Annotated in this window: 24 protein-coding genes and 2 pseudogenes; 11 read left to right on the top strand and 15 right to left on the bottom strand. The window is 42.0% G+C overall.

Annotated features, from left to right (window positions below):
* Positions 1 to 58: 58 nt before the first annotated feature.
* Positions 59 to 688: a GNAT family N-acetyltransferase gene (locus tag H6G96_RS33645; RefSeq protein WP_242063500.1), complete on the bottom strand. Its 630-nt coding sequence runs from the start codon at positions 686 to 688 to the stop codon at positions 59 to 61.
* Between the two features lie 142 nt (positions 689 to 830).
* The gene (locus tag H6G96_RS33640) at positions 831 to 1,187 is read right to left on the bottom strand and encodes a helix-turn-helix domain-containing protein (protein WP_190917764.1); all 357 of its coding nucleotides are present in this window, start codon (positions 1,185 to 1,187) and stop codon (positions 831 to 833) included.
* A 305-nt stretch (positions 1,188 to 1,492) separates the two neighbouring features.
* Between H6G96_RS33640 and scyF the strand changes: the two genes are divergently transcribed.
* Positions 1,493 to 2,713 (top strand): scytonemin biosynthesis PEP-CTERM protein ScyF, encoded by a 1,221-nt coding sequence (gene scyF / locus H6G96_RS33635; RefSeq protein ID WP_190917762.1) that lies wholly within the window; start codon positions 1,493 to 1,495, stop codon positions 2,711 to 2,713.
* 565 nt (positions 2,714 to 3,278) lie between these two features.
* Here the strand turns inward: scyF and H6G96_RS33630 are convergent.
* Positions 3,279 to 3,473, bottom strand: a pseudogene (locus tag H6G96_RS33630) (integrase); the annotation flags it as partial.
* A gap of 391 nt (positions 3,474 to 3,864) precedes the next feature.
* Between H6G96_RS33630 and H6G96_RS33625 the strand changes: the two are divergent.
* Complete coding sequence (locus tag H6G96_RS33625) at positions 3,865 to 4,251, top strand: four helix bundle protein (RefSeq protein ID WP_190917759.1); 387 nt, start codon at positions 3,865 to 3,867, stop codon at positions 4,249 to 4,251.
* Between the two features lie 81 nt (positions 4,252 to 4,332).
* Positions 4,333 to 5,325: a tyrosine-type recombinase/integrase gene (locus H6G96_RS33620; RefSeq protein WP_190917757.1), complete on the top strand. Its 993-nt coding sequence runs from the start codon at positions 4,333 to 4,335 to the stop codon at positions 5,323 to 5,325.
* 57 nt (positions 5,326 to 5,382) lie between these two features.
* On the opposite strand, the gene H6G96_RS33615 is transcribed toward H6G96_RS33620, so the two are convergent.
* Positions 5,383 to 6,378, bottom strand: a complete 996-nt coding sequence (locus H6G96_RS33615; protein ID WP_199339820.1) for a LysR family transcriptional regulator — start codon at positions 6,376 to 6,378, stop codon at positions 5,383 to 5,385.
* A 105-nt stretch (positions 6,379 to 6,483) separates the two neighbouring features.
* Here H6G96_RS33615 and H6G96_RS33610 point away from each other — a divergent pair, with 105 nt between their 5' ends.
* The 5 genes from H6G96_RS33610 to H6G96_RS33590 all read left to right on the top strand — a co-directional run bounded on the left by H6G96_RS33610 (position 6,484) and on the right by H6G96_RS33590 (position 9,815).
* Positions 6,484 to 7,077: a VOC family protein gene (locus H6G96_RS33610; RefSeq protein ID WP_190734987.1), complete on the top strand. Its 594-nt coding sequence runs from the start codon at positions 6,484 to 6,486 to the stop codon at positions 7,075 to 7,077.
* A gap of 63 nt (positions 7,078 to 7,140) precedes the next feature.
* Positions 7,141 to 8,121, top strand: coding sequence for a glucose 1-dehydrogenase (locus tag H6G96_RS33605; protein WP_190917754.1), 981 nt, complete (start codon positions 7,141 to 7,143; stop codon positions 8,119 to 8,121).
* A gap of 39 nt (positions 8,122 to 8,160) precedes the next feature.
* Positions 8,161 to 8,805 (top strand): VOC family protein, encoded by a 645-nt coding sequence (locus H6G96_RS33600; protein WP_190917752.1) that lies wholly within the window; start codon positions 8,161 to 8,163, stop codon positions 8,803 to 8,805.
* Between the two features lie 26 nt (positions 8,806 to 8,831).
* Positions 8,832 to 9,371, top strand: a complete 540-nt coding sequence (locus H6G96_RS33595; RefSeq protein ID WP_190917750.1) for a VOC family protein — start codon at positions 8,832 to 8,834, stop codon at positions 9,369 to 9,371.
* Positions 9,372 to 9,497: 126 nt separating this feature from the next.
* Positions 9,498 to 9,815 (top strand): antibiotic biosynthesis monooxygenase, encoded by a 318-nt coding sequence (locus tag H6G96_RS33590; RefSeq protein WP_190917748.1) that lies wholly within the window; start codon positions 9,498 to 9,500, stop codon positions 9,813 to 9,815.
* Between the two features lie 96 nt (positions 9,816 to 9,911).
* On the opposite strand, the gene H6G96_RS40955 is transcribed toward H6G96_RS33590, so the two are convergent.
* The 5 genes from H6G96_RS40955 to H6G96_RS33565 all read right to left on the bottom strand — a co-directional run bounded on the left by H6G96_RS40955 (position 9,912) and on the right by H6G96_RS33565 (position 12,099).
* Positions 9,912 to 10,139, bottom strand: a complete 228-nt coding sequence (locus tag H6G96_RS40955) for a hypothetical protein (protein ID WP_206757686.1) — start codon at positions 10,137 to 10,139, stop codon at positions 9,912 to 9,914.
* Positions 10,140 to 10,258: 119 nt separating this feature from the next.
* Entirely contained in the window at positions 10,259 to 10,702 is a 444-nt protein-coding gene (locus H6G96_RS33580) for a type II toxin-antitoxin system VapC family toxin (protein WP_190917744.1), read from the bottom strand.
* Positions 10,702 to 10,992 carry a DUF2281 domain-containing protein gene (locus H6G96_RS33575; RefSeq protein WP_190735003.1) on the bottom strand — a complete coding sequence of 97 codons (291 nt, stop codon included), beginning with the start codon at positions 10,990 to 10,992 and terminating at the stop codon, positions 10,702 to 10,704. The genes H6G96_RS33580 and H6G96_RS33575 overlap by 1 nt, the downstream gene beginning before the upstream one ends.
* Before the next feature lie 121 nt (positions 10,993 to 11,113).
* On the bottom strand, positions 11,114 to 11,509 hold the full coding sequence (locus H6G96_RS33570; protein WP_190917741.1) for a hypothetical protein: 396 nt from the start codon (positions 11,507 to 11,509) through the stop codon (positions 11,114 to 11,116).
* Positions 11,506 to 12,099, bottom strand: coding sequence for an AAA family ATPase (locus H6G96_RS33565; RefSeq protein WP_190917739.1), 594 nt, complete (start codon positions 12,097 to 12,099; stop codon positions 11,506 to 11,508). Before H6G96_RS33565 ends, H6G96_RS33570 begins: the two co-directional genes overlap by 4 nt.
* 654 nt (positions 12,100 to 12,753) lie before the next feature.
* Here H6G96_RS33565 and H6G96_RS33555 point away from each other — a divergent pair.
* A complete protein-coding gene (locus tag H6G96_RS33555) occupies positions 12,754 to 13,650 on the top strand; it encodes an AraC family transcriptional regulator (RefSeq protein ID WP_190917735.1) in 897 nt (298 codons plus the stop codon).
* Between the two features lie 122 nt (positions 13,651 to 13,772).
* A complete protein-coding gene (locus H6G96_RS33550) occupies positions 13,773 to 14,831 on the top strand; it encodes an alpha/beta hydrolase (RefSeq protein WP_190917733.1) in 1,059 nt (352 codons plus the stop codon).
* A gap of 245 nt (positions 14,832 to 15,076) precedes the next feature.
* Here H6G96_RS33550 and H6G96_RS33545 read toward each other — a convergent pair whose 3' ends face one another.
* Positions 15,077 to 15,751 carry a hypothetical protein gene (locus H6G96_RS33545; protein WP_190917731.1) on the bottom strand — a complete coding sequence of 225 codons (675 nt, stop codon included), beginning with the start codon at positions 15,749 to 15,751 and terminating at the stop codon, positions 15,077 to 15,079.
* 267 nt (positions 15,752 to 16,018) lie between these two features.
* Between H6G96_RS33545 and H6G96_RS33540 the strand changes: the two genes are divergently transcribed.
* A protein-coding gene (locus H6G96_RS33540; RefSeq protein ID WP_190917832.1) for an ISAzo13 family transposase occupies positions 16,019 to 17,250 on the top strand; the annotation gives its coding sequence in 2 pieces (ribosomal slippage) (positions 16,019 to 16,499 and positions 16,499 to 17,250; 1,233 coding nt in all).
* Positions 17,251 to 17,520: 270 nt separating this feature from the next.
* On the opposite strand, the gene H6G96_RS33535 is transcribed toward H6G96_RS33540, so the two are convergent.
* The 5 genes and pseudogenes from H6G96_RS33535 to H6G96_RS33515 all read right to left on the bottom strand — a co-directional run.
* Positions 17,521 to 17,931 (bottom strand): hypothetical protein, encoded by a 411-nt coding sequence (locus tag H6G96_RS33535; protein WP_190917729.1) that lies wholly within the window; start codon positions 17,929 to 17,931, stop codon positions 17,521 to 17,523.
* A gap of 87 nt (positions 17,932 to 18,018) precedes the next feature.
* A complete protein-coding gene (locus H6G96_RS33530; RefSeq protein WP_190917728.1) occupies positions 18,019 to 18,345 on the bottom strand; it encodes a hypothetical protein in 327 nt (108 codons plus the stop codon).
* Positions 18,346 to 18,879: 534 nt separating this feature from the next.
* The gene (locus tag H6G96_RS33525; protein ID WP_190917726.1) at positions 18,880 to 19,293 is read right to left on the bottom strand and encodes a hypothetical protein; all 414 of its coding nucleotides are present in this window, start codon (positions 19,291 to 19,293) and stop codon (positions 18,880 to 18,882) included.
* 199 nt (positions 19,294 to 19,492) lie between these two features.
* Entirely contained in the window at positions 19,493 to 19,957 is a 465-nt protein-coding gene (locus H6G96_RS33520; RefSeq protein WP_190917724.1) for a hypothetical protein, read from the bottom strand.
* Positions 19,954 to 20,173, bottom strand: a pseudogene (locus tag H6G96_RS33515) (hypothetical protein); the annotation flags it as partial. The gene H6G96_RS33520 and the pseudogene H6G96_RS33515, both read right to left, overlap by 4 nt.

Raw genomic sequence — 20,173 nt, 5'->3', positions numbered from 1 at the left:
GCCCTATTCCGTCCGCACCAACGCAGTGTTATGGCGCGTTCGCTGGCTACCTTTGCAGCTAATGTTTTTGGGCAGCATCAATGTCACGACCATCGTATATCCACATTGCTCTAACCCCATGTGAATACTTAAAACCAAGTTTTTCGTAGAACGGGGCAGCACTGTCTATAGCTAGCAATATTTGCTGATGAAAATCAGTATAATGACTTTGAAGACGCTTCATGATTTCTCGCCCTATACCCATGTTTCGATATGATGGCAACACTAATAAGTGGGAATAATAAACCACTAATGCTTTATCTGAAATAGCGTTACCAAGTCCAATTAGCGAATTTTGATGCCATGCCGAGACGACTGTTTGCGAGTTTGAAAGGGCTAACAGTAGTGCATCCGGTTTATCTGCTGATGACCACCCGCATTGGCAATAAAGATTGATTACCTGATTACGGGGTAATTCTACCTCATCTCGATACTCAACTTCTTCAGAAACCATTGCTACTGATACGGAACTTGCCGTTATTGTATCTTGACCTTGCACTATGGAGTAATAAAGAGCATCTAGACTAAATATGTGTACCTGTTTTTGGTAATGTAAATTTGCTTTCTCTACAACTCTTTTTGAAGCTTGATTATCAGGCAATAACAGTGCAATTACTCTATCTAGATTAGCAAGACTAAGAGCATTCATTTACGCATCTCTTCGAGTAGAGCGATTGACTTCATACACACCCCTTTGGGCAATCGCTAACATCCGAGTTAACCAATATTCCACCCATAAACCACAGTTTCCTACTGTAGAAACTGCGAACAGGAGAATGTAGCAGTTCGTATTATCCTTTGACTGACGGTTTTATCTTTTGCTGCTCCTGTGCATACCATTTATGGGCAATCACTTCGAGTTGATCTAAAACTACAATCAAGTCTTGCGCTCGTTCTGTTAGACCATAAGTAACTTGGGGAGGAATCATCGGCTTATAAACGCGGTAAATGACCTCTGCCTCCTCAAGCATTCGTAGCCTCTCAGTTAGGACTTTTGATGATATCCCTTCAAGCTGACGTTTTAAAGCACCAAACCGAGTAGGGCCTTTGGAGTGCAAAATCCAAAGAATGGTTAGTGTCCAAGGCCCAGTTAGCAAATTTGTTAATACGCCAATGGGACAACTTGTAGGTTCGTTAAATAGAGGCATAAGTAGTTTATCAGGGGTGATTTAGTTACTTTAAAGTACCTACTTTACATTTTTACTAGGTAACTTATAGTAACTATTGAAGTAACTAATTCGTTATAAGTTTGAACATCCGTTATCGTACCTCTCTCTATCAGGAGCGAGAGAATCCTACTATCTGACAAACGAAGCAAGCAAATAACAGTCGTGTGTGATTGCCGCAATAATTTAAATCTGTGTTGCTAACGTAACAGTATGCAATTGCACAGTTGTTTTTGCGCTTATTTAGGAACAACCGTTAAAGTTGCATAATTTAGGAGTTCAACTGTATGAAAGCAGTAAAAATTTTCTCAGTAGCTATTGCCAGTGCTGGATTCTTACTTTTGGCAACCGCCGCCGAAGTCAAGGCTGTCAGCTTAAAATACAATACTAGTATTGGTAGACCTGCTAACCTAGCTGGTGGCGAACTTCCAGGGACTCCAGGGACGCTTGCTGCTCCTCAAGGCGTAGCCGTACAGGAATCAACTGGCAACATCTTTGTCGCTAATGGTCGTGGTATTGATCGCATCGATGTATTCAGTAGCTCTGGTAATTATCTTGAAGGAATTGGTGGCACTGGCAGTGGCCCTGGACAGTTCGACGAGCCAGCAGCTATAGCATTCCAGCCAGGTACTGGAAATCTCTATGCAGGTGATGTTTTCAACAACCGCATTAATGTATTCGATTCTAAAGGTAACTATCTCAAATCCGTTGCTGAAGGTCAATTTGGCGGTCTAATTGAGGGGAGACTATTTTTTGGGCCATCAAGTATTGTATTCGATAAAGTCGGCAATGGTTATGTGGGTGATTTTAGTAATGATCGGATTATTAAAATTAATCCCGATGGTGAGATTATTGGTAGCATTGGTAACTCCGGCAACCAATTAGGGCAGTTCCAAGGCCCAGCAGGCATAGCAATATCTCCAAAAAGCGGAAACTTTGTTGTGACTGACCAGTTTAATAACCGCGTTCAGATACTTAATTCAGAAGCAAAGCCTATCAAAACATTTGGTGAAGCTGGCACTAAACCAGGGCAGTTTAATCAGCCTGTTGATGTCGAAGTAGACGAGTTTGATAATATCTATGTGATGGATTTGATCAACAGCAGAGTCCAAGTTTTTGATAAAGACGGAAACTTTTTAAGTGAATATGGTAAGGCTGCGGCTGGACGACCTCCTCAACTGGGTGAGCAATCACCTTATGGCGACCCTCTTGATCTCACACCAGGTACATTTAACTGGGCAGCTGGCTCGGATTACAAAGATGGCAAGCTTTATGTAGGTGACTTTTTCCAAGGTCGCATCCAAGTTTTAGACGTAAATAATACTCAAAGCACTCCAGTCCCCGAACCTGACTACTCATTGGGTTTAGCTGTCTTGGGAACTGCTGTAGCTGTTGCTAAATGGCGGAAAAATCAAAAGCAAAAGCTCATTGAGAGCTTAGAAAAACGATTGGGAAAAAGCCTAGATACAGAAGAACAATTGGAAAAACCTTACTTTAGCCGCAGTTAGTTGCGCCTTGTAGGCATCACCGTGTCAGAAAAGGAAAATTGTACGCTAAGAAAAATTTGGAGCTACGACCGAGCAGAGTTGTTGCGCGATATTGGCATCGAAAAGGCACTCTAAAACTGGCTTTCAGGTAGAAAGTAAGAAACACCGCCATCAAGCTTCTTAAATCAAACTTCAAGTTGTATCTCTATATGATGAAATATCACCCCAGATATAGCTGACTGAAAGCATTACTGTATAAGGTTTTCAGCCAAGCGCGTCCAATTTTCCCGTTTCGGCACGGTGATGCCTTATATGTTGGAAATGTAACTATGATAAGGGTGATGATAATAGTTATGAAATCCGACATACCTTTAATCACTTAAATTCTCTTGCAGATGAAGCTCTACTAGCTCTCTATAAAACTCTTTAAAGTTTGCGCTTTCATACTCCTACCCTTGAGAATTTATTTTGCCTGAGTTTCGTTTTATAGGTGACTTGATTTTTCAGTAAAATATATTATGAAACAGATTTAATTACCAGTTATTGAATAAGACTAATCTCCTATTCTTAGTCAAATTGTTAAATTTTATTGATCCGAATCCTTGAGTATTCCAGTCAACAATTCCGACATCTCCCACAGGTCTTTATTCCGGTTATCGTCATAAATCATCAGCGTTCGCGGGTCAGCATTCAGGCTCAATTTCTGCACCTTTCTAATATTCCCATCCGTCGCATCAAGCGCCGCCGTAATAGCCGAATGCCTAACCCTGTGCGGTGACATTTTCCTTATCCGGGAAGGAATGATATCAATTCTGATATCAATGCCCCACAAAGAGCGATGGCTTCCACCGCCCATCTACGGTGGCGAGATCGCTTCACCACAGCGATCGTGACTCTCCTGAGTGAGCTTAGGGCAAAACAACAATATCCAGATTCATACAGCATTATTACTTAGTCAAATCGTCAGTGCTTACACTTTCATTAGGTAAGAATTATGATAATTGCCCTCCTTAACTGTCAATCAACTGACAATAACTCCCCAACCCCACCCACAGCTGCAATAGCAATAGTGCGACAATAGTAATTTTCACACCACTTAGAGTAATAAACACCGCCGAAACGGCTAAGATGGAAAGCAGGGGGAGCAGGGGGAGCAGGGGAGGCAGGGGGAGATGAACAAAGACGCGATTAAAGACCATAAAGATTTAGAAGTCTACAAGATGGCTTTTGACACAGCCATGAAGATTTTTGAAGCATCTAAAAAATTTCCAGTAGAGGAACGATACTCATTAACTGACCAAATTCGTCGGTCGTCACGGTCTGTGTGTGCCAATTTTGCTGAAGCATGGCGAAAACGTCGATATGAAGCGGCATTTGTTGCCAAGCTGAATGATTGTGAAGCAGAGGCGGCTGAAACTCAGACCTGGATTGAATTTGCTGTTAAATGCAATTACATAAATGTTGAAATCGGTAGAGAACTTTATGGCACTTACAACCGCGTTTTATCTGGTTTGGTGACTATGATTAACAACCCAACACCTTGGCTGATAAAGCGTTAAACCTCAAGAGCCTCCCCTGCTCCCCCTGCTCCCCCTGCTCCCCCTGCTCCCCCTGCTCCCCCTGCCCCCCTGCTTAAAACCATGAACCCTATTCATCCCGAAAACCTTAGTGTTCTAGAAAACTCGCTCTCCTTAACGATCGGTGAGGATTTTTCTCTAGAAAATGACCCCGACGTTATCCAGCAGTTGATTGGTGATAAGCGCTCACAGAACACCAAGCGCGAATACCAAAAAGATTTGAAAGATTTCTTTCTGTTTGTCGTTAAGAAAGAACCCAACCGGGATTTGGTTCTAGAGTTTCTTCACCTGGAACAGCGTCACGCCGTTGCTGTGGTTCTCAAGTACAAAGCGCACCTGATTAAGAAAAAGCTGGCTGAAGCTACAGTGAATCGTCGCCTTAGTGCTATCAAGTCAATGGTTGAGATGGGGCGACGGCTGGGTGTGTGCAATTTCTCCCTAGATGATGTCAAAGGTGAAAAGGTTGAAACCTACCGGGACACTATGGGCATTCCAGCCGAGGACTATGCTTTAGTTATAGCGTTGGTTGACCGCAGTACTCTTAAGGGCAAGCGCGATTATGCCATTATGCGGTTACTTTGGGATAATGGCTTGCGTCGTCAGGAGATAGTCAATCTAAATGTGCGTGACTTTAACGCCAAAGAGAAAACTCTTGAAATCCTGGGTAAAGGCAAGGGTAGCCAGAAAGAAGTTATTGACCTATCGGACAAAACGGTTGATGCAATCGCCAGTTGGATAAAAGCAAGTAAGAATAAACGTGGTTTAGACCCGCTTTTCACTGTGCTGGCTTACCACAAGAATGGAGCGAGATTAACCGGGGAGGCAATCAGGCGACTGGTAGATGGGCTATGCAAGCAAGCCGGAATTACTAAGAAGATGTCACCACATCGTGTTCGTCATAGTGCGATTACTACAGTATTGGATCTGAATAATGGCAACTACCGTGCTACCCAGCGTTTCAGCAGACACGCCCAAGTGCAGACGGTATTGAAATATGATGATAACCGCCAGCGTTTGCAAAAGCAGATGAGTGACTCAATATCAGAATTGATTTAGGAAAGACCTATAACTCTGCCTAAGTCTACGCTAATGTTTACAGATAATGTAGAGCTTTTATTCAACAATTTTCTCCAGCCTAAGTTGACCCATTAAATCAACCATAAAATCAATAAAAGCGCGAACTTTTGCTGATAAATGCCGCTTTTGTGGATAAATTACCGATATCGGTTCACCAGGAGCAGCATAGTCCTCAAGTATCGGTTGAAGTTCACCACCCGCAATTGCTCTTCCAGCAACATAGTTAAGAACTTGCACTATTCCCGCGCCCGCAATTGCAGCTTCCAGTAAAGATTCGGCATGGTCAAATCGTAAGGAACCCTCCACAGGCATTTCAAATTGTTCGCCTTGGTGAGGCAGTGCGTTGCGGGGGTTCCCTGGAGTGTGCAAACTGCCGTGTTGAAAGCGCCACTCAAACACCCTTCGTGTTTGGGGATAGACAAAATTTATACAGTTATGTTGCTTCAAGTCTTGAGGAGTTTTGGGAATACCGTGGCGTTTGAAGTAATCCGGTGAAGCACAAACAACAAACCGCACTGTCGCCACCCGATGCATAATTAATCGACTGTCCGTACCAATACCCAAGCGCACAACAGCATCAATTCCTTCTTCAATTAAATCAACAAAGCGGTCATTCAGAGATACATCCAGCTTGAGTGAAGGATATTTCGCCGTCAACATAGGCAACGCCCCAACAATGTGCATTCGCCCCAACGCCATTGTTAAATCGATTCTTAGCGTCCCTCTGGGTTGATACCTCGTTTGCAGCAGTTCTTGTTCTGCCTCTTCTAACTCATCGAGAATTTGTCGGCACCGTGAGTAAAAAGCAGCACCGTCATCCGTCAACGTCACGCTGCGGGTGGTGCGGTTAAGTAAGCGGATTCCCAGTTCTTCTTCTAAGCGTTGCACGGCTTTGCTGATGCTGGATGGCGACATCCCCATTTGTCGCGCAGCTTCTGAGAAGCTGCGGTTTTGGGCAGCGCGGACGAAGATGATTAGGCTGTTGAGTTTGTCCATGCCCACCAGCTTAAATGATTTTTGAACTTTATTCACAAGTTATGTGAAATGTAACTACTTTTTCTTCTTTTTGCCAAAGGTTAACTTGAAGGCAATAGAGGATTGCACTCGCGCAAAAAACCGTAAAAAGGAGAAACCATCATGTTGAAAAAACTACTACCTATCGTGATCGCTACAGTTGGACTCACTGTTGGTAACTTAGCGGGACTTAACCAAAATTCCTTTTCTGTATCTGCACAATCGAGCAATGAACAGAAAAAAGAAACATTTGATACTAATACTCGTAACGGTCGTGGTTTGGATTCGATGAAACACTTTAATGTTTCTATTTCAGTCCCCGATGTGAATGCCAGCGTAGATTGGTATCAGCGCGTGTTGGGCTTCCGCAAAATTTCCCAAGCAGATTTGTCCAATGGGGTGTCTATCGCCATGATTGAGCGTAATGGTGTGGTTATCGAATTTTTAGAAGTAGCAAATTCCCAACCAATGCCAATGCTAAACCTTGACCCACCAAATCACCTGAAATATCAAGGAATAAAGAACTTTGTTTTATGGGTTGATGACATGGATACAAGCGTGCGTGAGTTGAAAGCTAAAAATATCCAGTTTGTCTGGGAAGCCCGTGAACTAAGAGAAGTTGGTACTCGCGTGACTATGTTTCGAGATAACAACAATAATCTCATCACGCTTTGGGAGCGTCGCGGCAACGTTTGGGAGCGACTGAATCGCCCTTAAAGAACTCAGAAGATAGAACAACTATCAAACTTTGAATAAACTTTTATCAAGGAGAAAACGACAATGAGCCATTCCAGAAAGCCTTTCAAAATCTCTGCTACACGACGCAAGTTTATTTTTGGTGGTACTACAGCTTTGGGAACGATGGCAGTCATTGGCAATCAAGCACTTAATAGTCATCAGGTCAAGGCGAACGAAAACCAAACTCTGACACAGTCATCGCCAATTCGCTCTGCAAACGGACGATTTAATGGCAAAGTTGTTTTAATTACAGGTGCAACGAGTGGGATGGGACGCACCGCAGCTGAACTCTTTGCCAGAGAAGGGGCAAAAGTCATGTTTTGCGGCAGACGCGAAAACTTGGGCAAACAAGTGGAAGCCACAATTCGCAACAATGGTGGTGAAGCAACATATATGCGTGCTGATGTACGCGACCCCAAACAAGTGGAAGCTTTCGTAAAAGCAACTATTCAGAAATATGGTCGGCTTGATATAGCTTACAACAACGCAGGTATTGGTCGTGTACCAGGTTTTGGGCGAATTCATGAGATGACTACGGAACATTGGCAGGAATTAAATAGCACCAACTACGACAGTGTGTTCTACTCCATGAAGTATGAGCTACAACAGATGCTCAAGCAAAAATCAGGTGTCATTATTAACAAGGCTTCGACATTAGGGCTTGTGGCATTACCAAATGTTGGTGCGTATGTAAGTTCTAAACATGGTGTAGTCGGTTTGACGAAAGCTGCGGCGCTGGAGTACGCTACCCAAGGTATCCGCGTGAATGCAATTGCACCAGGCCCCATCGAGACAACTTTCCTGAATCAGTTTGTTAACCCTGTAGATACTCAGCTTTATCAACAAGTCAGTAACTCTATTGCTAACAAAGTCCCGCTCAAACGTTGGGGACAACCAGAAGAGATAGCGAATGTAGCCTTGTTTCTCGCGGACGAAGAAGCCAGTTTCCTCAATGGACACATCATGGTGGTGGACGGTGGTATGGCTGCCCATGAAGGTTCTGCGGCTGAAGACCGCCTGTAGTGCCAAATTGATCCGTCCGAAACAACACTAGAAGTAATTATGCTCAAAAACGCAGTTAATAAGGCGCTTAGTTGCACTGTAATTGTTGCAATTGTCGGTTTTTCTGCAATGGCGCATGACCAAGCCCAAGTGCAGAAGCCAGCCACTCCTGTTACACCACTAGGTTCGGCCAAATTGCATCATGTGGCAATTTCGGTTACTAACTTTCAAGAGACGGTTCGGTGGTATCAAGATAAACTTGGCTTCCGAGTTATCGGAAGACGCCATTTACCTCAACTATCTACACAGCAAGCTTTTCTAGAATTAAATGGCATCCGTCTTGAAGTATTTGCACGCAAAAGCTCGTTCCGAGTTCAACCGCCAGTGACTAATGTTCCGGATGATTTGCTAATACAGGGTTACAAACATCTGGCAATTGTCGTAGACGATTTAGATATCGTCGCCGCAGAACTCAGGAGAAAGGGCGTTAAGTTCCTGTGGGAACCAAGAGTAGATGAGGCATTGAAGCTTAAGCTCTGCTTCATTCAGGACAACAACGGAAATTTGATTGAACTGGTTGAGGAACTCAAGCAAACTAAATTTTCAAACTTATTAGCATCTGTGTACCTAAAGACTGTGAATTATTTTCACAAGTTATATGACAGTAAACTGCTTTTTCTATCTATTGGCACAAGTTATTGTTAGGTCATGAACGCGCAGGAATTTTCACCATGCAACCTAAAGGCTTGAAAAAACTAATAGCAGTTATCTTGACCACAACCGGACTTACAGCAAGTACTAGTCTTTTTGCAATTGCTAACCAAAACCAACCTAAAATAAATTCACAAGCTGACATGGGGCTTGAAACACTGGAAATTTACAATGTCGCCATATCAGTTCCAGATATTGACGAATCTGTGCGTTGGTATTCAGACAAGTTAAGCTTCAAGTTGCAAACTAGAAGGCAAGTTTCTACAGGTATTGAGATTGCCTTGATGGAAAAGAATGGCTTTTTCATTGATTTAATCAAAATCCCTAATCAGCGAAATTTGGAAGGAAAACCAAAAAACCCTCCAGCACATTTAGAGGTTCTCGGCATCCGCAATATGGTGTTTTACGTGAATGACTTAAAAGCAGCGAATGCTCAGTTAAAAGCCAAAGGTGTACCACTGATTTGGGAGAGCCGTTATATTCCCGAAATTGGCACATCGATTACAAATTTTCGGGACAACAATGGCAATCTCATCGCTATTTGGGAACGTCAAAAATAGATTTTCCCCACATCTAATTACCAAACTTTCACCAGTTAAAAGTATGAACGCACACACCAATTTATTCACAAATTATCAACTAGGTTCGCTCCAACTTCCCAACCGCATCGTTCTGAGGGAAGAATTATGAGTAGCAAACCTATAACTGTATTAGTTTCAGTCCGTACTAAGCCTGGTATGGAAGAAGCCTACAAAAAAGAACTGATGAATGTTCTCAAACACGTCTTTGCTGAACCAAACCTGCTTAATTTCAAAGTCAACCAGAATCCTCACGACCCGACTAGGTTTATGTTCTACGAGACTTGGGCTGACAAAAACGATTTCGAGACAGCACAACTCAACAGACCTTATCGCAAACCTTATTTAAAACGAACAAAAAATTTATTGGCTGAACCGATCCAATGGACAATTTGGGAAACAATTCTTAGCCTCAAAACAAATTAAGCATAGGTAATTACAAACGGTCATATCTCGTGCGTTACCCTCGGCAAGTGTGATCCACTTTTGACAAAAAATTATTATGAAAGCTAATTACAGTTTTTATTCATCTTCTGGGAAAGGAAGCATATCCGTTGGATATTGCTCAGAAAGTTTGTTAAGTAAATCTATATCAGGCGTAGTGTATGTTTCTATCCCGCCCATTGGGGTAGTAGGATTGTGAACGAATCTAAGAGTAGACACCCTATCAATTGGTATGTCAGGGTTTTCTATAAAGTCGCCTGCTTCATTGTGATAATTTCGCCAATGCGAAATTTCGCCAATTAACAAATTTTTATTTTCGCCTTACTGCCATTTACGTTGTTAAATCCCATTACATTCTGACCTTCTGCTATTGAAATAATTTTGAGTAGAACTAATCAAGCGCAGGTGAGGATAAGGGATGGGATTTACAGCCAAGATTCAACAGACAATGTTCTCACTTGTTGAATTCTCTGAAAGTCGCTATCGGCTGACACAACGATAAGACCGTGTTGTAAGGCTACAGCTGCAATCCAAAGGTCATTTTCATCGAAGCCTAGATCAGTTATTTTCGTTTTTCTCCGCTTACTTTTCTCCTTCGGTGCAAACTGATTGAATAAAGCGGCTTTCAGTTGCCCGTAGATAGTAGCAGTAGATCCATCAATATTATGGCTGTATATACCCGTTAGAAAACGGTGAATTAGAGCTAAGTTATTTTCCTTGCGTTGAGAACGTTCTGCCATGTCTATCAGTTCGCCTTGAACGATGGCGCAGGTTGTAATTACAGAATTTTCCACTTCTGCAAGGCGATGAAGCACATTGACATTACCAAGTATTGCTTGGCTACAGTGATTTGTATCTAACAAGTACATTATTCAAAGGGGTTGTCGTAATCAAATTTGGCTTTGCCGCGAGTGGCATAAACTAGCTCAAGACACTCTTGTAAATCATCACCTGACCATTTACCAATTGTTTTTAAATGTTCGAGCAGTGAGCGACCTGTGGAATTTACTGGAGTGTGGTCGGCAGAATCTGCCACAGATGAAACAGGCTGTGTTTGGGTTTCCTTCGTTTTCAAAAAGCGTAAAAAGTCTAGCGTTTCAGTCAGAATGGTATCGGAGGTGGATTCAATTTCGATAAGAAGCAATTCTTTGATAGTCATAGTGGGTATCTCCTAAAGATGCATGGGAAATCCAGGAATAGCTGCATCAGTCTTTTTCATTATCGCAGTAGTTTCTTTCAGCTTTAGTACAATGCGTTCCAGGCATTCAGCAAGGGGTCAGTCAAATGCGCGAATTTCGCCTTGGCGTAAATTCGTCAAGTAGTAAATCTATATTTTCACCTTGCTGCCATTTCACCCAGACGGACATTAGAAAATCTACCAATTCGCTTTTATCAATCTCTACGCCACGTCTTTTAAGTTTGAGTAATTCTTCCTCTACATCTAAATCTGTTAAGCGTTTCACATAGTAAGTGCGCCCAATCCAAGCATCATCAGACCGCTTTCCAGTTGCAGGTCTGCCACGTTTACGGGGTTCTTCTTGAATTGGCGCTGTCTTTTGTGGTGTTGGAGTCTGTGTCACGTTACTCTCTGTGATTGCTTCTGTTGGTTGTTCTGGCTCAATTTGTGGTTCTTCTTTGGTTTCAAATAATTTCTTAAAGGGGCTAGGCTTGCTCATGACAGTATCTCCTTACCCACCTCTTGATACTCGCGCCATGCTATTTTGCTGCTGCGGTCTTTTACTTGATAAACTGGCAGCCCCTCCAGTGCCGCTTTTTCATAAACAGCAAATCGTTTAATCCCATGTTGAAATAGTGGTATTCCCTCTGCCTCTAATGCTTCCCGTGCTTGCTGTCCTGTTAAACGAGGGGCTGGGGGAATAATTGTGAGCAACACACGATAGCGTGAGCTGCCCAATGATTTGAGCGTGTCTACAGTCTGCAACAGGGCATCCATCGCTAAAGCATCAGGGGTAGTAGGCAAAATTAATAAATTACACCCATCAGCGAGTGCTTCTAAATCTTCGTGGCTTGGCCTAGCTGCTGTGTCAATAACCACATGGTCAAAATTACGGCTATGCATAGGAGCTTGTAGTAAATCTACAACCTTAAAAGGTAATGCTCCTCGTTTTGACCATCCTGTAGCACTGTGGTTTGGATCGCCATCAACCAACAAGGTGCTGCCATGCTGAGATAGAAAGCAAGCAATATGGATGGCGCTTGTCGTTTTTGCTACGCCACCCTTGAAACTAGCTAGGGTGATTATCACTCCATGTACTCCAATAAATGCTGCTAGTTTACCCTCAAAATAACGAAAATTTGTATTTTTTAATTTATAAAATGTTACCTGGACAGCAATACAGAATTTCGCCAATTCAAAAATATAAAAACTTAAAAGTAGTAATCACTAGCTTCTCCAAGCTACACCTGAACAAAAGACAGTTTGACTGTATCCCTAATTATTAGATTGGTTAGCTCTCTTTGGTTTACTGGTTAGTACAGTTTGGATGAGTCGCTTAAATTGACAATAATACAAATTGCTAGTAATACAACAATACGTATTTCTGAGAATCTATATTTTCGCCAATTCAAAATTAAATCAGCATACCATAACATCATCATTCCACGACTGCATAGGCGATCGCCACCTCATCACATGACTGGTTAACCATCTATTAACCATTTACTGGATGCGTAGGTTTACCTTCTATGTCATTCTAGAAAACGAGAGTTAATTCGGTGACAGTGTTTGTTTTTAGTATTCGCAGACTTATCAGAGAAATTTAAATCTCTACACATTTATGATTTTGGAGAACATTGAGAGTAAAAATACTGCTCTTAGTCACCTTGGCTCAAGAAAATTAGAGATAATGACAACAACCAGAATCAATTAGGATAAGTTCTTGAAATTGAAGACCGAGCCGTGACGTTGCACAGCAGTATTAATTTAATTAATCCGCACACAGGGCAGCGTTTTCCATCTGCCCCAGATAGTTCGGTTGTTCTGTCTAGTTTTCAAGCAGGATGGCATCACAATTTCACCCTAGAGGTACAACGGCTCAAGCCGATGGAACTTCCAGAACATTATGTTGAAGGGCATCGACTGATCATCAATTTAGGTGACTCTGTGCGTTTTGGTTGGCGTAGCGGCGGAAGAACCCATGAAGCCATTTTGCCGCCTGGGGGGTTTTGCCTTCAATCGGATGGCGAAACCAACGCTCCTTTCTGGCAGGATGAACTGACAGTAGCAGCGATGGCACTCTCACCAGATTTGATCACCGCCATTCTCGAAGACCGCACACCTACTGCCATTGATACCTTTGCCGAACGTCGCTGCATCACAGATGAGTTGGCATACACCTATACTAGAGCCTTATCAAAAGAGTTGGCCCAGCCGGGGGAACCCTTGTATGCACAAACTCTATCTCTGTCTTTCACATTGCACCTGTTGAGCAAACATCACCGCAATGCCAAAAAACCTTTGAATCCAAAAGGGAAACTATCATCGAAGCAACTAAAAGACGTAATTGAAACCGCACAAACACAACTTGGTACAGAATTGAGCCTCAGCCAACTTGCTTGTGCCGCCCAAGTTTCCGACTATTATTTTTCCCGCCAGTTTAAGAACACCACAGGTTTAGCACCGCATCAGTTTGTCCTGCGTTTACGACTAGAGCGAGCGAAAAAATTACTGCTCACAAGCCAACTGTCCCTTTCGGAAGTAGCATTAGCTGTGGGTTTTTTTGACCAGTCTCATTTTAATAATGTATTTAAACGTGCTTTTGGTGTCACTCCACGCGCTTTTGCTAAAACAGTTTAAAAATTGAGCAAGAATTTCCAATTTTTCCAGTAGTGAGTTCTGCGAGTATTTAACTATCGGCAAGGGAACACAACCACAACAGCCGCAAATCCAGTTATACCCCAACTTAAGGAGCAAAAATCATGCTGTCTGTGAAAAAAATTGCTGTAAAAACACTCTTCCTCGCTTCTTTTGGTTTACTAGCTCTACCATTAACCGCTACTGCTGACTTACAAACTGTTGAAGCCAAATCTATGCCTACCCAAAGCCAAACTGTTGCAGCGAATAATATCTCAGTTCGTAAAGTTCAATTTCTCAGCCAGGGTACGAAGGTAGTAGGTAATCTCTATCTACCAGCGAACATCAAAGCACCACAGGCATCTGTGGTTGTGGTAGGGCCGCAGTCGAGCGTTAAAGAGCAAGTAAGTCAAGTTTACGCCCGTCAATTAGCAGCACAAGGATTTGTGGCTTTGACCTTTGATCATCGCACCTTTGGTGAAAGTGGTGGCGCACCTCGCCAGTTTGAAAATCCACAAATGAAAGTTGAGGATATTCACAGTGCAGTAACTTTTTTACGGGCATTACCAGAAGTTAAGCCTGATGCAGTTGCTTTAATGGGCATTTGTTCAGGTGGTGGATACTCTGCAAAAGCGGCGGCAATGGACTCTTCAATTAACGCCCTTGTTACCGTAGCTGGCTTCTATCATGACCCACAGGTAATGCGTCAATGGTTGGGTGAGAACTACGAAGCTCGTCTCAATATGGGAAGACTTGCTCGTATTAAGTATGAAAAAACTGGTCAAGTTGATTACATGACCAACGTAGACCAAAACAATCTTAATGTGGCTATGCCTGGTCAAGAAGCCTATGATTATTATGGAACCCAACGTGGTTTGCGTTCTGGCTGGGTCAATCGTTCAGCAGTAATGTTCTTTGAGCCTTTCTTACAATTCAATGCTATTGATGCTGGTCGTGATATCAAGGCTCCTACTTTGGTGATTCATTCAGATACCGCTTTAGTTCCTGATGGTGCGCGTCGCTTCTTCCAGAGCATACCAACCAATCAGAAAAATTTACACTGGATGAGTACAGAAAATCACATTGCCTTTTACGACCAACAAGAAGTTGTGGAGGAAGCGGCTGTTAAGGCAACAGCATGGCTTAAACAAACACTCACTCTTAATTCAGTAGTTAGCCGTTAAATGTCTAACAGCAATTGCACCTATCACTACCACAAAAAAATCACCCCAACTAGTGCATCTAGTTGGGGTCTTAAATGTCCTTCATTTTCTTGAAAGGACATAAGAGATTAATTGTGTTTCAGTATAAGGTTTTCCGTATATATGTCCATATTACAATGAGCAGATATTAATCGCCTGAATGATCATTAACTCTTCAAAATTGCTTTACGACAACTGATCAATCAATAAGCCGTCTACTTACTTCCTCAACCAGTGCTTGCTTCCATTGACAGCTTTTTCAAATCCTCAATCCGACAGCACCCCCGCTTCCATAGCTGTCTTTGGTTTTTATCTACAGGATGGTAATAAGCCCAAATACTTCCATCTGCTGCTGAATATAAGGAAATAATAAAAACCGTTTGTATACCAAAGTTACAGGTACTTACCTCAATTTTTTCTTTAACAGTAAAGGTCTGTCCTGAACTATTAGTTGCTGTTGATAATTTTTTATATGCTGGTTTATTCCTTAATTGCGGTTGCTCTGTTTCTATCTCTGATTGCTCATGTTCAGCAGAGGTATTTTCAATCAAAGCAGTTGATGATGATGAATTAACTGGTGCGGCTTCTCTTGTTTGAGGTAAAGCTAACTGTTCATTCTCTGCTTCTATTGTTTGAGGCACAGCGTCATAACTCAGGGCAGAGCTACTGTTTAATAAAGATAATTCAGTGCTTTTACTCTGGTTATTATTTACTTCTAATTCCGGCTCAACTGGCTGATTTTCTGTTGGTACGCTAGTTGATGCTGATTCAGATTGTGCAGGATTATTATCGTCTGTGGCAGTAGATTTTTGCTTGACTACACGCAAAATAGCTGGCGGGAGATGCGCGGCATCTTGTTGAGATGATGAACTATTCGTCTTGGAAGATTTACGTTTAGGCATAATAAATTCTTGGGAACAATGCACCCTGTAACGTTGATTAAATCAGCAATTGACCAGTAAATAATTAAAGTTTTGCGGTCGGTTTAACTCTCAGTTAGCGAGCGTAGTATCTTCGGCTGTAGGGACTTCCAGAAAATAAACTATTCCACTAACAGTAATGATAATCATTTTAAAGGGGATGAAGGGGCTGCCGTCGGCAGCCCCTTCATCCCCTTTTGTAGTAATTTGAGTAATGACGCTTGTTTTTGAGTGTGGTAACTGGTGGCTATAGTATTAACTGATTCTCTCAAAAAGTTGTTAATTGAAACTGCATCTCAATTAAAGGGTGTAGCAAAGCGCAAATTTATGGCACAGACAGTTCAGGGCTTAGGTTTAGGGGGGCAAAGGCTTGCACAATCAGAATTAGGATGGAATCGAGATACAATTCGCAAAGGAACAAGAGAATTAAAAAGTGGTATTACTTGTGTTGATAACATGAGTGGCAAAGGGCGTTATAAAGCAGAAGAACACTTGCCAAATCTTTTAGAAGACATAAAAAATTTAGTTGACTTCCATAGTCAAACTGATCCAAGTTTTAAAAGTCAAAGACTATATACTAGACTCAGTGCAGCCGAAGTCAGAAAGCAATTAATCGAAAAGTATGGTTACAGTGACGAAAAGTTACATACATCAGAAACAATTCGCGTCAAATTAAATAATTTAGGTTATAAGCTCAGAAGGGTAAAGAAAGTTCAACCTCAAAAAAAATCCCACAAACTGACGCAATCTTTGAGCAATTAGACATAGTAAATAAAGATGCAGATGAAGATAAGAATGTTTTACGTCTAAGTATGGACGGAAAAGCCCGCGTTAAGATTGGCTCATTTGATCGAGGGGGTAAAAGCCGGGATGGAGCGAAAGCTGATGACCATGATTATAATCCAAAAACAACTGTAACTCCTTATGGTATCTTTCTTCCAGAGCTTGATGAGCTATTTTTGTACTTTACAGAATCGAAAGTTACAAGCGATTTTATTGTTGATATTTTAGAAGATTTTTGGTTAGAACAAAAGCATCGTTTTTCCGATATTCAAACCCTACTTCTCAATCAAGATAACGGGCCACAGAATAGCTCACGGCGTACTCAATTTATGAAACGTATAGTAGAGTTTGCCCAAAAACATCAAGTAAATATACGTTTAGCTTACTATCCGCCCTATCATAGTAAATATAATCCAATAGAAAGGACGTGGGCAGTACTAGAAAATCACTGGAATGGTAGCATTTTAGATGAACTAGAAACGGCTCTAAATTTTGCCAGCACTATGACATGGAACGGGAAACATCCAGTCGTTAAGTTAGTACACAAAACTTATGAGAATGGGGTCAAGCTTACAAAAAAAGCTATGGCTCAAATTGAAAAACAGATTGAGCGGCTAACCGATTCTACTCATGAACTTTTCCCAAATTTAGGTAATTGGTTTATTGATATTTGTTGTAGTAAAACAAAAGTTATTTGATTTTAATAACAGCATTTATTTAGCTACAAAACATACTAATCCTACACTGTTTAACTTCAAAATAGATGACAAGTGTATAGATTCTTCATGCATAGATGAGGGGGAGAAAAGGGGTTGCCCTCGGCAACCAATACGGTTCGGATAAGCAGGGGAGGCAGGGGAAGCAGGGGTGGCAGAGGAGGCAAGAGGGTATATGTTCAGCCATTCTTTTCTCCCCCTGCTTCTCTTCTCCCCCTGCTCAAGAACAGCCTGCCTCAACCAAGAAATTCCTTAACCGAACGGTATTGCCTCGGCAACCCCTTTTCTCCCCCTTAAAATGATTATCATTCTTGAGAAAACATATTTCTTGTTTTTCTTGGAATAATTTATTCTTTGGAAGTCCCTTAGACACACCGAAAGTTCACTCAGAGAATTTTTTAATCCTGTTCTGGGGTAAGCAGTCCACAGATAATCTTGAGATAAATCAAGTTGAGCGTTTTGAACTACTTTAGACGCTCTCTTAGCAAGCTTAGTATCCAGCATTACACCGTCAGCAGTTATTAATTGACCTTTATAAATAAGCTCATCCGAGGGTACATACCTCCCCCAGACTCTACCAACTGCACGATATTGTAGAGGCTCTGCTGGCATTATCTGTGGACTATTGACTGATAACTGCTGTGTATCGGTAGTAATGGTCATGCTGACAATCTTGAATATATATATGAAAACACTAATCAACAAAAGCGATCGCTTTTAAAGAAAACTGAGATCGCCAAGGAAATCTGTCTATGAACTTGCACCAGCTTCTGATACAGCAGCACCCACGTCTGGTTTTACCTCCTTCACTTTCTTCTCGAAAATCTGGATTCCCGCGTCAATCACTTCAAAACCGTTTTCTGAACGCTTGCCAAGCTTACCCGATATAGCCCCAGCCCAGTCTGCGAATTCCGAGGCGCTAGTTTCAGCCTTCCGCCAGCTTTTAGCATTAACTTGAGCGGTGAAGACTATGCCGTTCTGATCAGTCAACTCGATTGCAACTTTTTTATTTTCTGCTGGTTTGGCTGTTGGTAGTTCCCCACTAAATTTTATTGTCACTTCGCTTTTGGCTTCCATACCTTACCCCTGGCTCATCATCAATTTCATTTTCTTCGCTCCTGATATTATCGTTGATTAGGTTGACTACGACTCTTCTAGGTGCGCGGTATATATCCGTTCGGACAAAGCGCGAGCGCTTTGCTGACTGACAATACAAAACTGCTCTCAAGTTTTTACAAGAGAGCAGTAACAGCAAAGCGCGATAAATTTATATGGGGCTTGATAGATTCAATGCCCCGTTACTGTATAGGTGGTTCGGTATTGTTAGATAGACAGCTTGCCTAGTGGCAAGTTCCGAAAAAGAAGATTCATGTTTTTACAGAGAATTTATGAATCGCACCACGCATCTGCGGTCAACTTCATATCGAAAAGAGAGTGTAAATATATTTTAATCATTGCATTAATTCACTAGTTGAAATCTGACTAATCACCTAGTATTAACCGGGGTTTATAAGTAAAGCATTGTGTACTTTCTTACTAAAAACCAGTCTGCCCAAGCCTGCCTAAATCTACTTTAGTTTTGTGTAGATTATAACGTGCTAAAAAACCCGATTATGAGCAAAGACTGCCAGACCAGTCTTGATGCCCTCGATTTGGTTGACACTTGTATTGCTGACCTACCCAGACAATTTTCCATTTATTTTGGTTGCGTCTCAATTCGATGCGATTTCGTATCCCACTGACTGAATCATCAGCTAAACCTACTGTGGTATGTACGATTACAGATGTGTTTTGTGTAGGATACGCAACTGAAATGTCCTCAGACTTTCTTCCTTCTTGTTCTTCTAAATTGCTAAATAATTGTACAGCCACAGCTTTTGGGATAGTAACTCTAATACGGTTAGAAGAGATAAATTCTTGCACCTTAATTACCTGGAAACCAGAACGTGGGTTACTTTGGGCAAATACAGCACCATGTAATTGCGTGCAGATAATAGCAGCTGATATTAGTGAAAGCTTAAGCATGGAAGGGGAGCATAGTGATGGGTATAATAATTTTTTTGACGCACAGTACGCCAAAAAGTTTTGACCAGATTTTTTGAGCCAAAACTAAAAAAAGCAAGAATAAACTTCAAATACTACTGAAAAATTACATAATCACGACAAAAGCCGCCTCAGAGTTAACAGCTACAACTGCGGCGGCTATTGTTCAAATATTCTTCGCTCAATCTCCCCCAAAAATCGCATCCAATTCTTGAGACGAAGCCTGACCTTGAACTATTGAAGCAGGTCTGATTGAATCAGCCGCTTCACCCTCAAGCTCAGGCGACTCTAAAGCATTACTCAAGTAGCTTGGGGCATTGACCGCTACAACTGGTGCAGGCAACGCTGGCTGTGACACCACAAACTGCGGTTGTTCCACCGACAGTGCCAAACGCATATAACTGCCGTGTTTATTCAACGAGTCTTGCGCTTCCCAGCAAGCAAAACGGATCTGCTCTGGCGTAAAATTACCGCTCGAATATCGCGCCACTGGCAAGAAAGCAGCCACCAAGATATCAGCCATCTTACGCTGTGCCTCATCCTTGGGTAACGAGTTCAAGTAATCGACAACTTCCGCTAAAACATCACCCTCATACGGTTGAAGCCGCAAACTCAGAGACTTGCGTTTCTTTTTGCTTTGGTTCATTGACTTGTCTCCATCCCCAACAAATAATCAAACATCCCAAAGCAGTCCACCAGACGCGCTGACGTACTATACCTATACGTTTGCTGCTCATCTAAATTAAAAGTTTCTTGCACCTGAGTTATAAAACCGCTACCCCAAACCATCGGTATCATTGGCAATTTGTCGTCTTTGGGGATGTATTGACCAGTTCTCTCGTAAACACTGCTATACGTATCT

Origin of the sequence: Nostoc sp. FACHB-892 (assembly GCF_014698795.1) — a bacterium.
Lineage (GTDB): Bacteria > Cyanobacteriota > Cyanobacteriia > Cyanobacteriales > Nostocaceae > Nostoc.
Note: the sequence above shows the minus strand (reverse complement) of the source record. Positions and strands in the feature narration are given on the sequence as shown.

Excerpts from the sequence above, each read along its gene's own strand:
- H6G96_RS33645 (WP_242063500.1), bottom strand. The coding sequence starts at position 688 with ATGAATGCTCTTAGTCTTGCTAATCTAGATAGAGTAATTGCACTGTTA.
- H6G96_RS33640 (WP_190917764.1), bottom strand. The coding sequence starts at position 1,187 with ATGCCTCTATTTAACGAACCTACAAGTTGTCCCATTGGCGTATTAACA.
- scyF (WP_190917762.1), top strand. The coding sequence starts at position 1,493 with ATGAAAGCAGTAAAAATTTTCTCAGTAGCTATTGCCAGTGCTGGATTC.
- H6G96_RS33625 (WP_190917759.1), top strand. The coding sequence starts at position 3,865 with ATGAACAAAGACGCGATTAAAGACCATAAAGATTTAGAAGTCTACAAG.
- H6G96_RS33620 (WP_190917757.1), top strand. The coding sequence starts at position 4,333 with ATGAACCCTATTCATCCCGAAAACCTTAGTGTTCTAGAAAACTCGCTC.
- H6G96_RS33610 (WP_190734987.1), top strand. The coding sequence starts at position 6,484 with ATGTTGAAAAAACTACTACCTATCGTGATCGCTACAGTTGGACTCACT.
- H6G96_RS33605 (WP_190917754.1), top strand. The coding sequence starts at position 7,141 with ATGAGCCATTCCAGAAAGCCTTTCAAAATCTCTGCTACACGACGCAAG.
- H6G96_RS33600 (WP_190917752.1), top strand. The coding sequence starts at position 8,161 with ATGCTCAAAAACGCAGTTAATAAGGCGCTTAGTTGCACTGTAATTGTT.
- H6G96_RS33595 (WP_190917750.1), top strand. The coding sequence starts at position 8,832 with ATGCAACCTAAAGGCTTGAAAAAACTAATAGCAGTTATCTTGACCACA.
- H6G96_RS33590 (WP_190917748.1), top strand. The coding sequence starts at position 9,498 with ATGAGTAGCAAACCTATAACTGTATTAGTTTCAGTCCGTACTAAGCCT.
- H6G96_RS33580 (WP_190917744.1), bottom strand. The coding sequence starts at position 10,702 with ATGTACTTGTTAGATACAAATCACTGTAGCCAAGCAATACTTGGTAAT.
- H6G96_RS33575 (WP_190735003.1), bottom strand. The coding sequence starts at position 10,992 with ATGACTATCAAAGAATTGCTTCTTATCGAAATTGAATCCACCTCCGAT.
- H6G96_RS33570 (WP_190917741.1), bottom strand. The coding sequence starts at position 11,509 with ATGAGCAAGCCTAGCCCCTTTAAGAAATTATTTGAAACCAAAGAAGAA.
- H6G96_RS33550 (WP_190917733.1), top strand. The coding sequence starts at position 13,773 with ATGCTGTCTGTGAAAAAAATTGCTGTAAAAACACTCTTCCTCGCTTCT.
- H6G96_RS33545 (WP_190917731.1), bottom strand. The coding sequence starts at position 15,751 with ATGCCTAAACGTAAATCTTCCAAGACGAATAGTTCATCATCTCAACAA.
- H6G96_RS33535 (WP_190917729.1), bottom strand. The coding sequence starts at position 17,931 with ATGACCATTACTACCGATACACAGCAGTTATCAGTCAATAGTCCACAG.
- H6G96_RS33530 (WP_190917728.1), bottom strand. The coding sequence starts at position 18,345 with ATGGAAGCCAAAAGCGAAGTGACAATAAAATTTAGTGGGGAACTACCA.
- H6G96_RS33525 (WP_190917726.1), bottom strand. The coding sequence starts at position 19,293 with ATGCTTAAGCTTTCACTAATATCAGCTGCTATTATCTGCACGCAATTA.
- H6G96_RS33520 (WP_190917724.1), bottom strand. The coding sequence starts at position 19,957 with ATGAACCAAAGCAAAAAGAAACGCAAGTCTCTGAGTTTGCGGCTTCAA.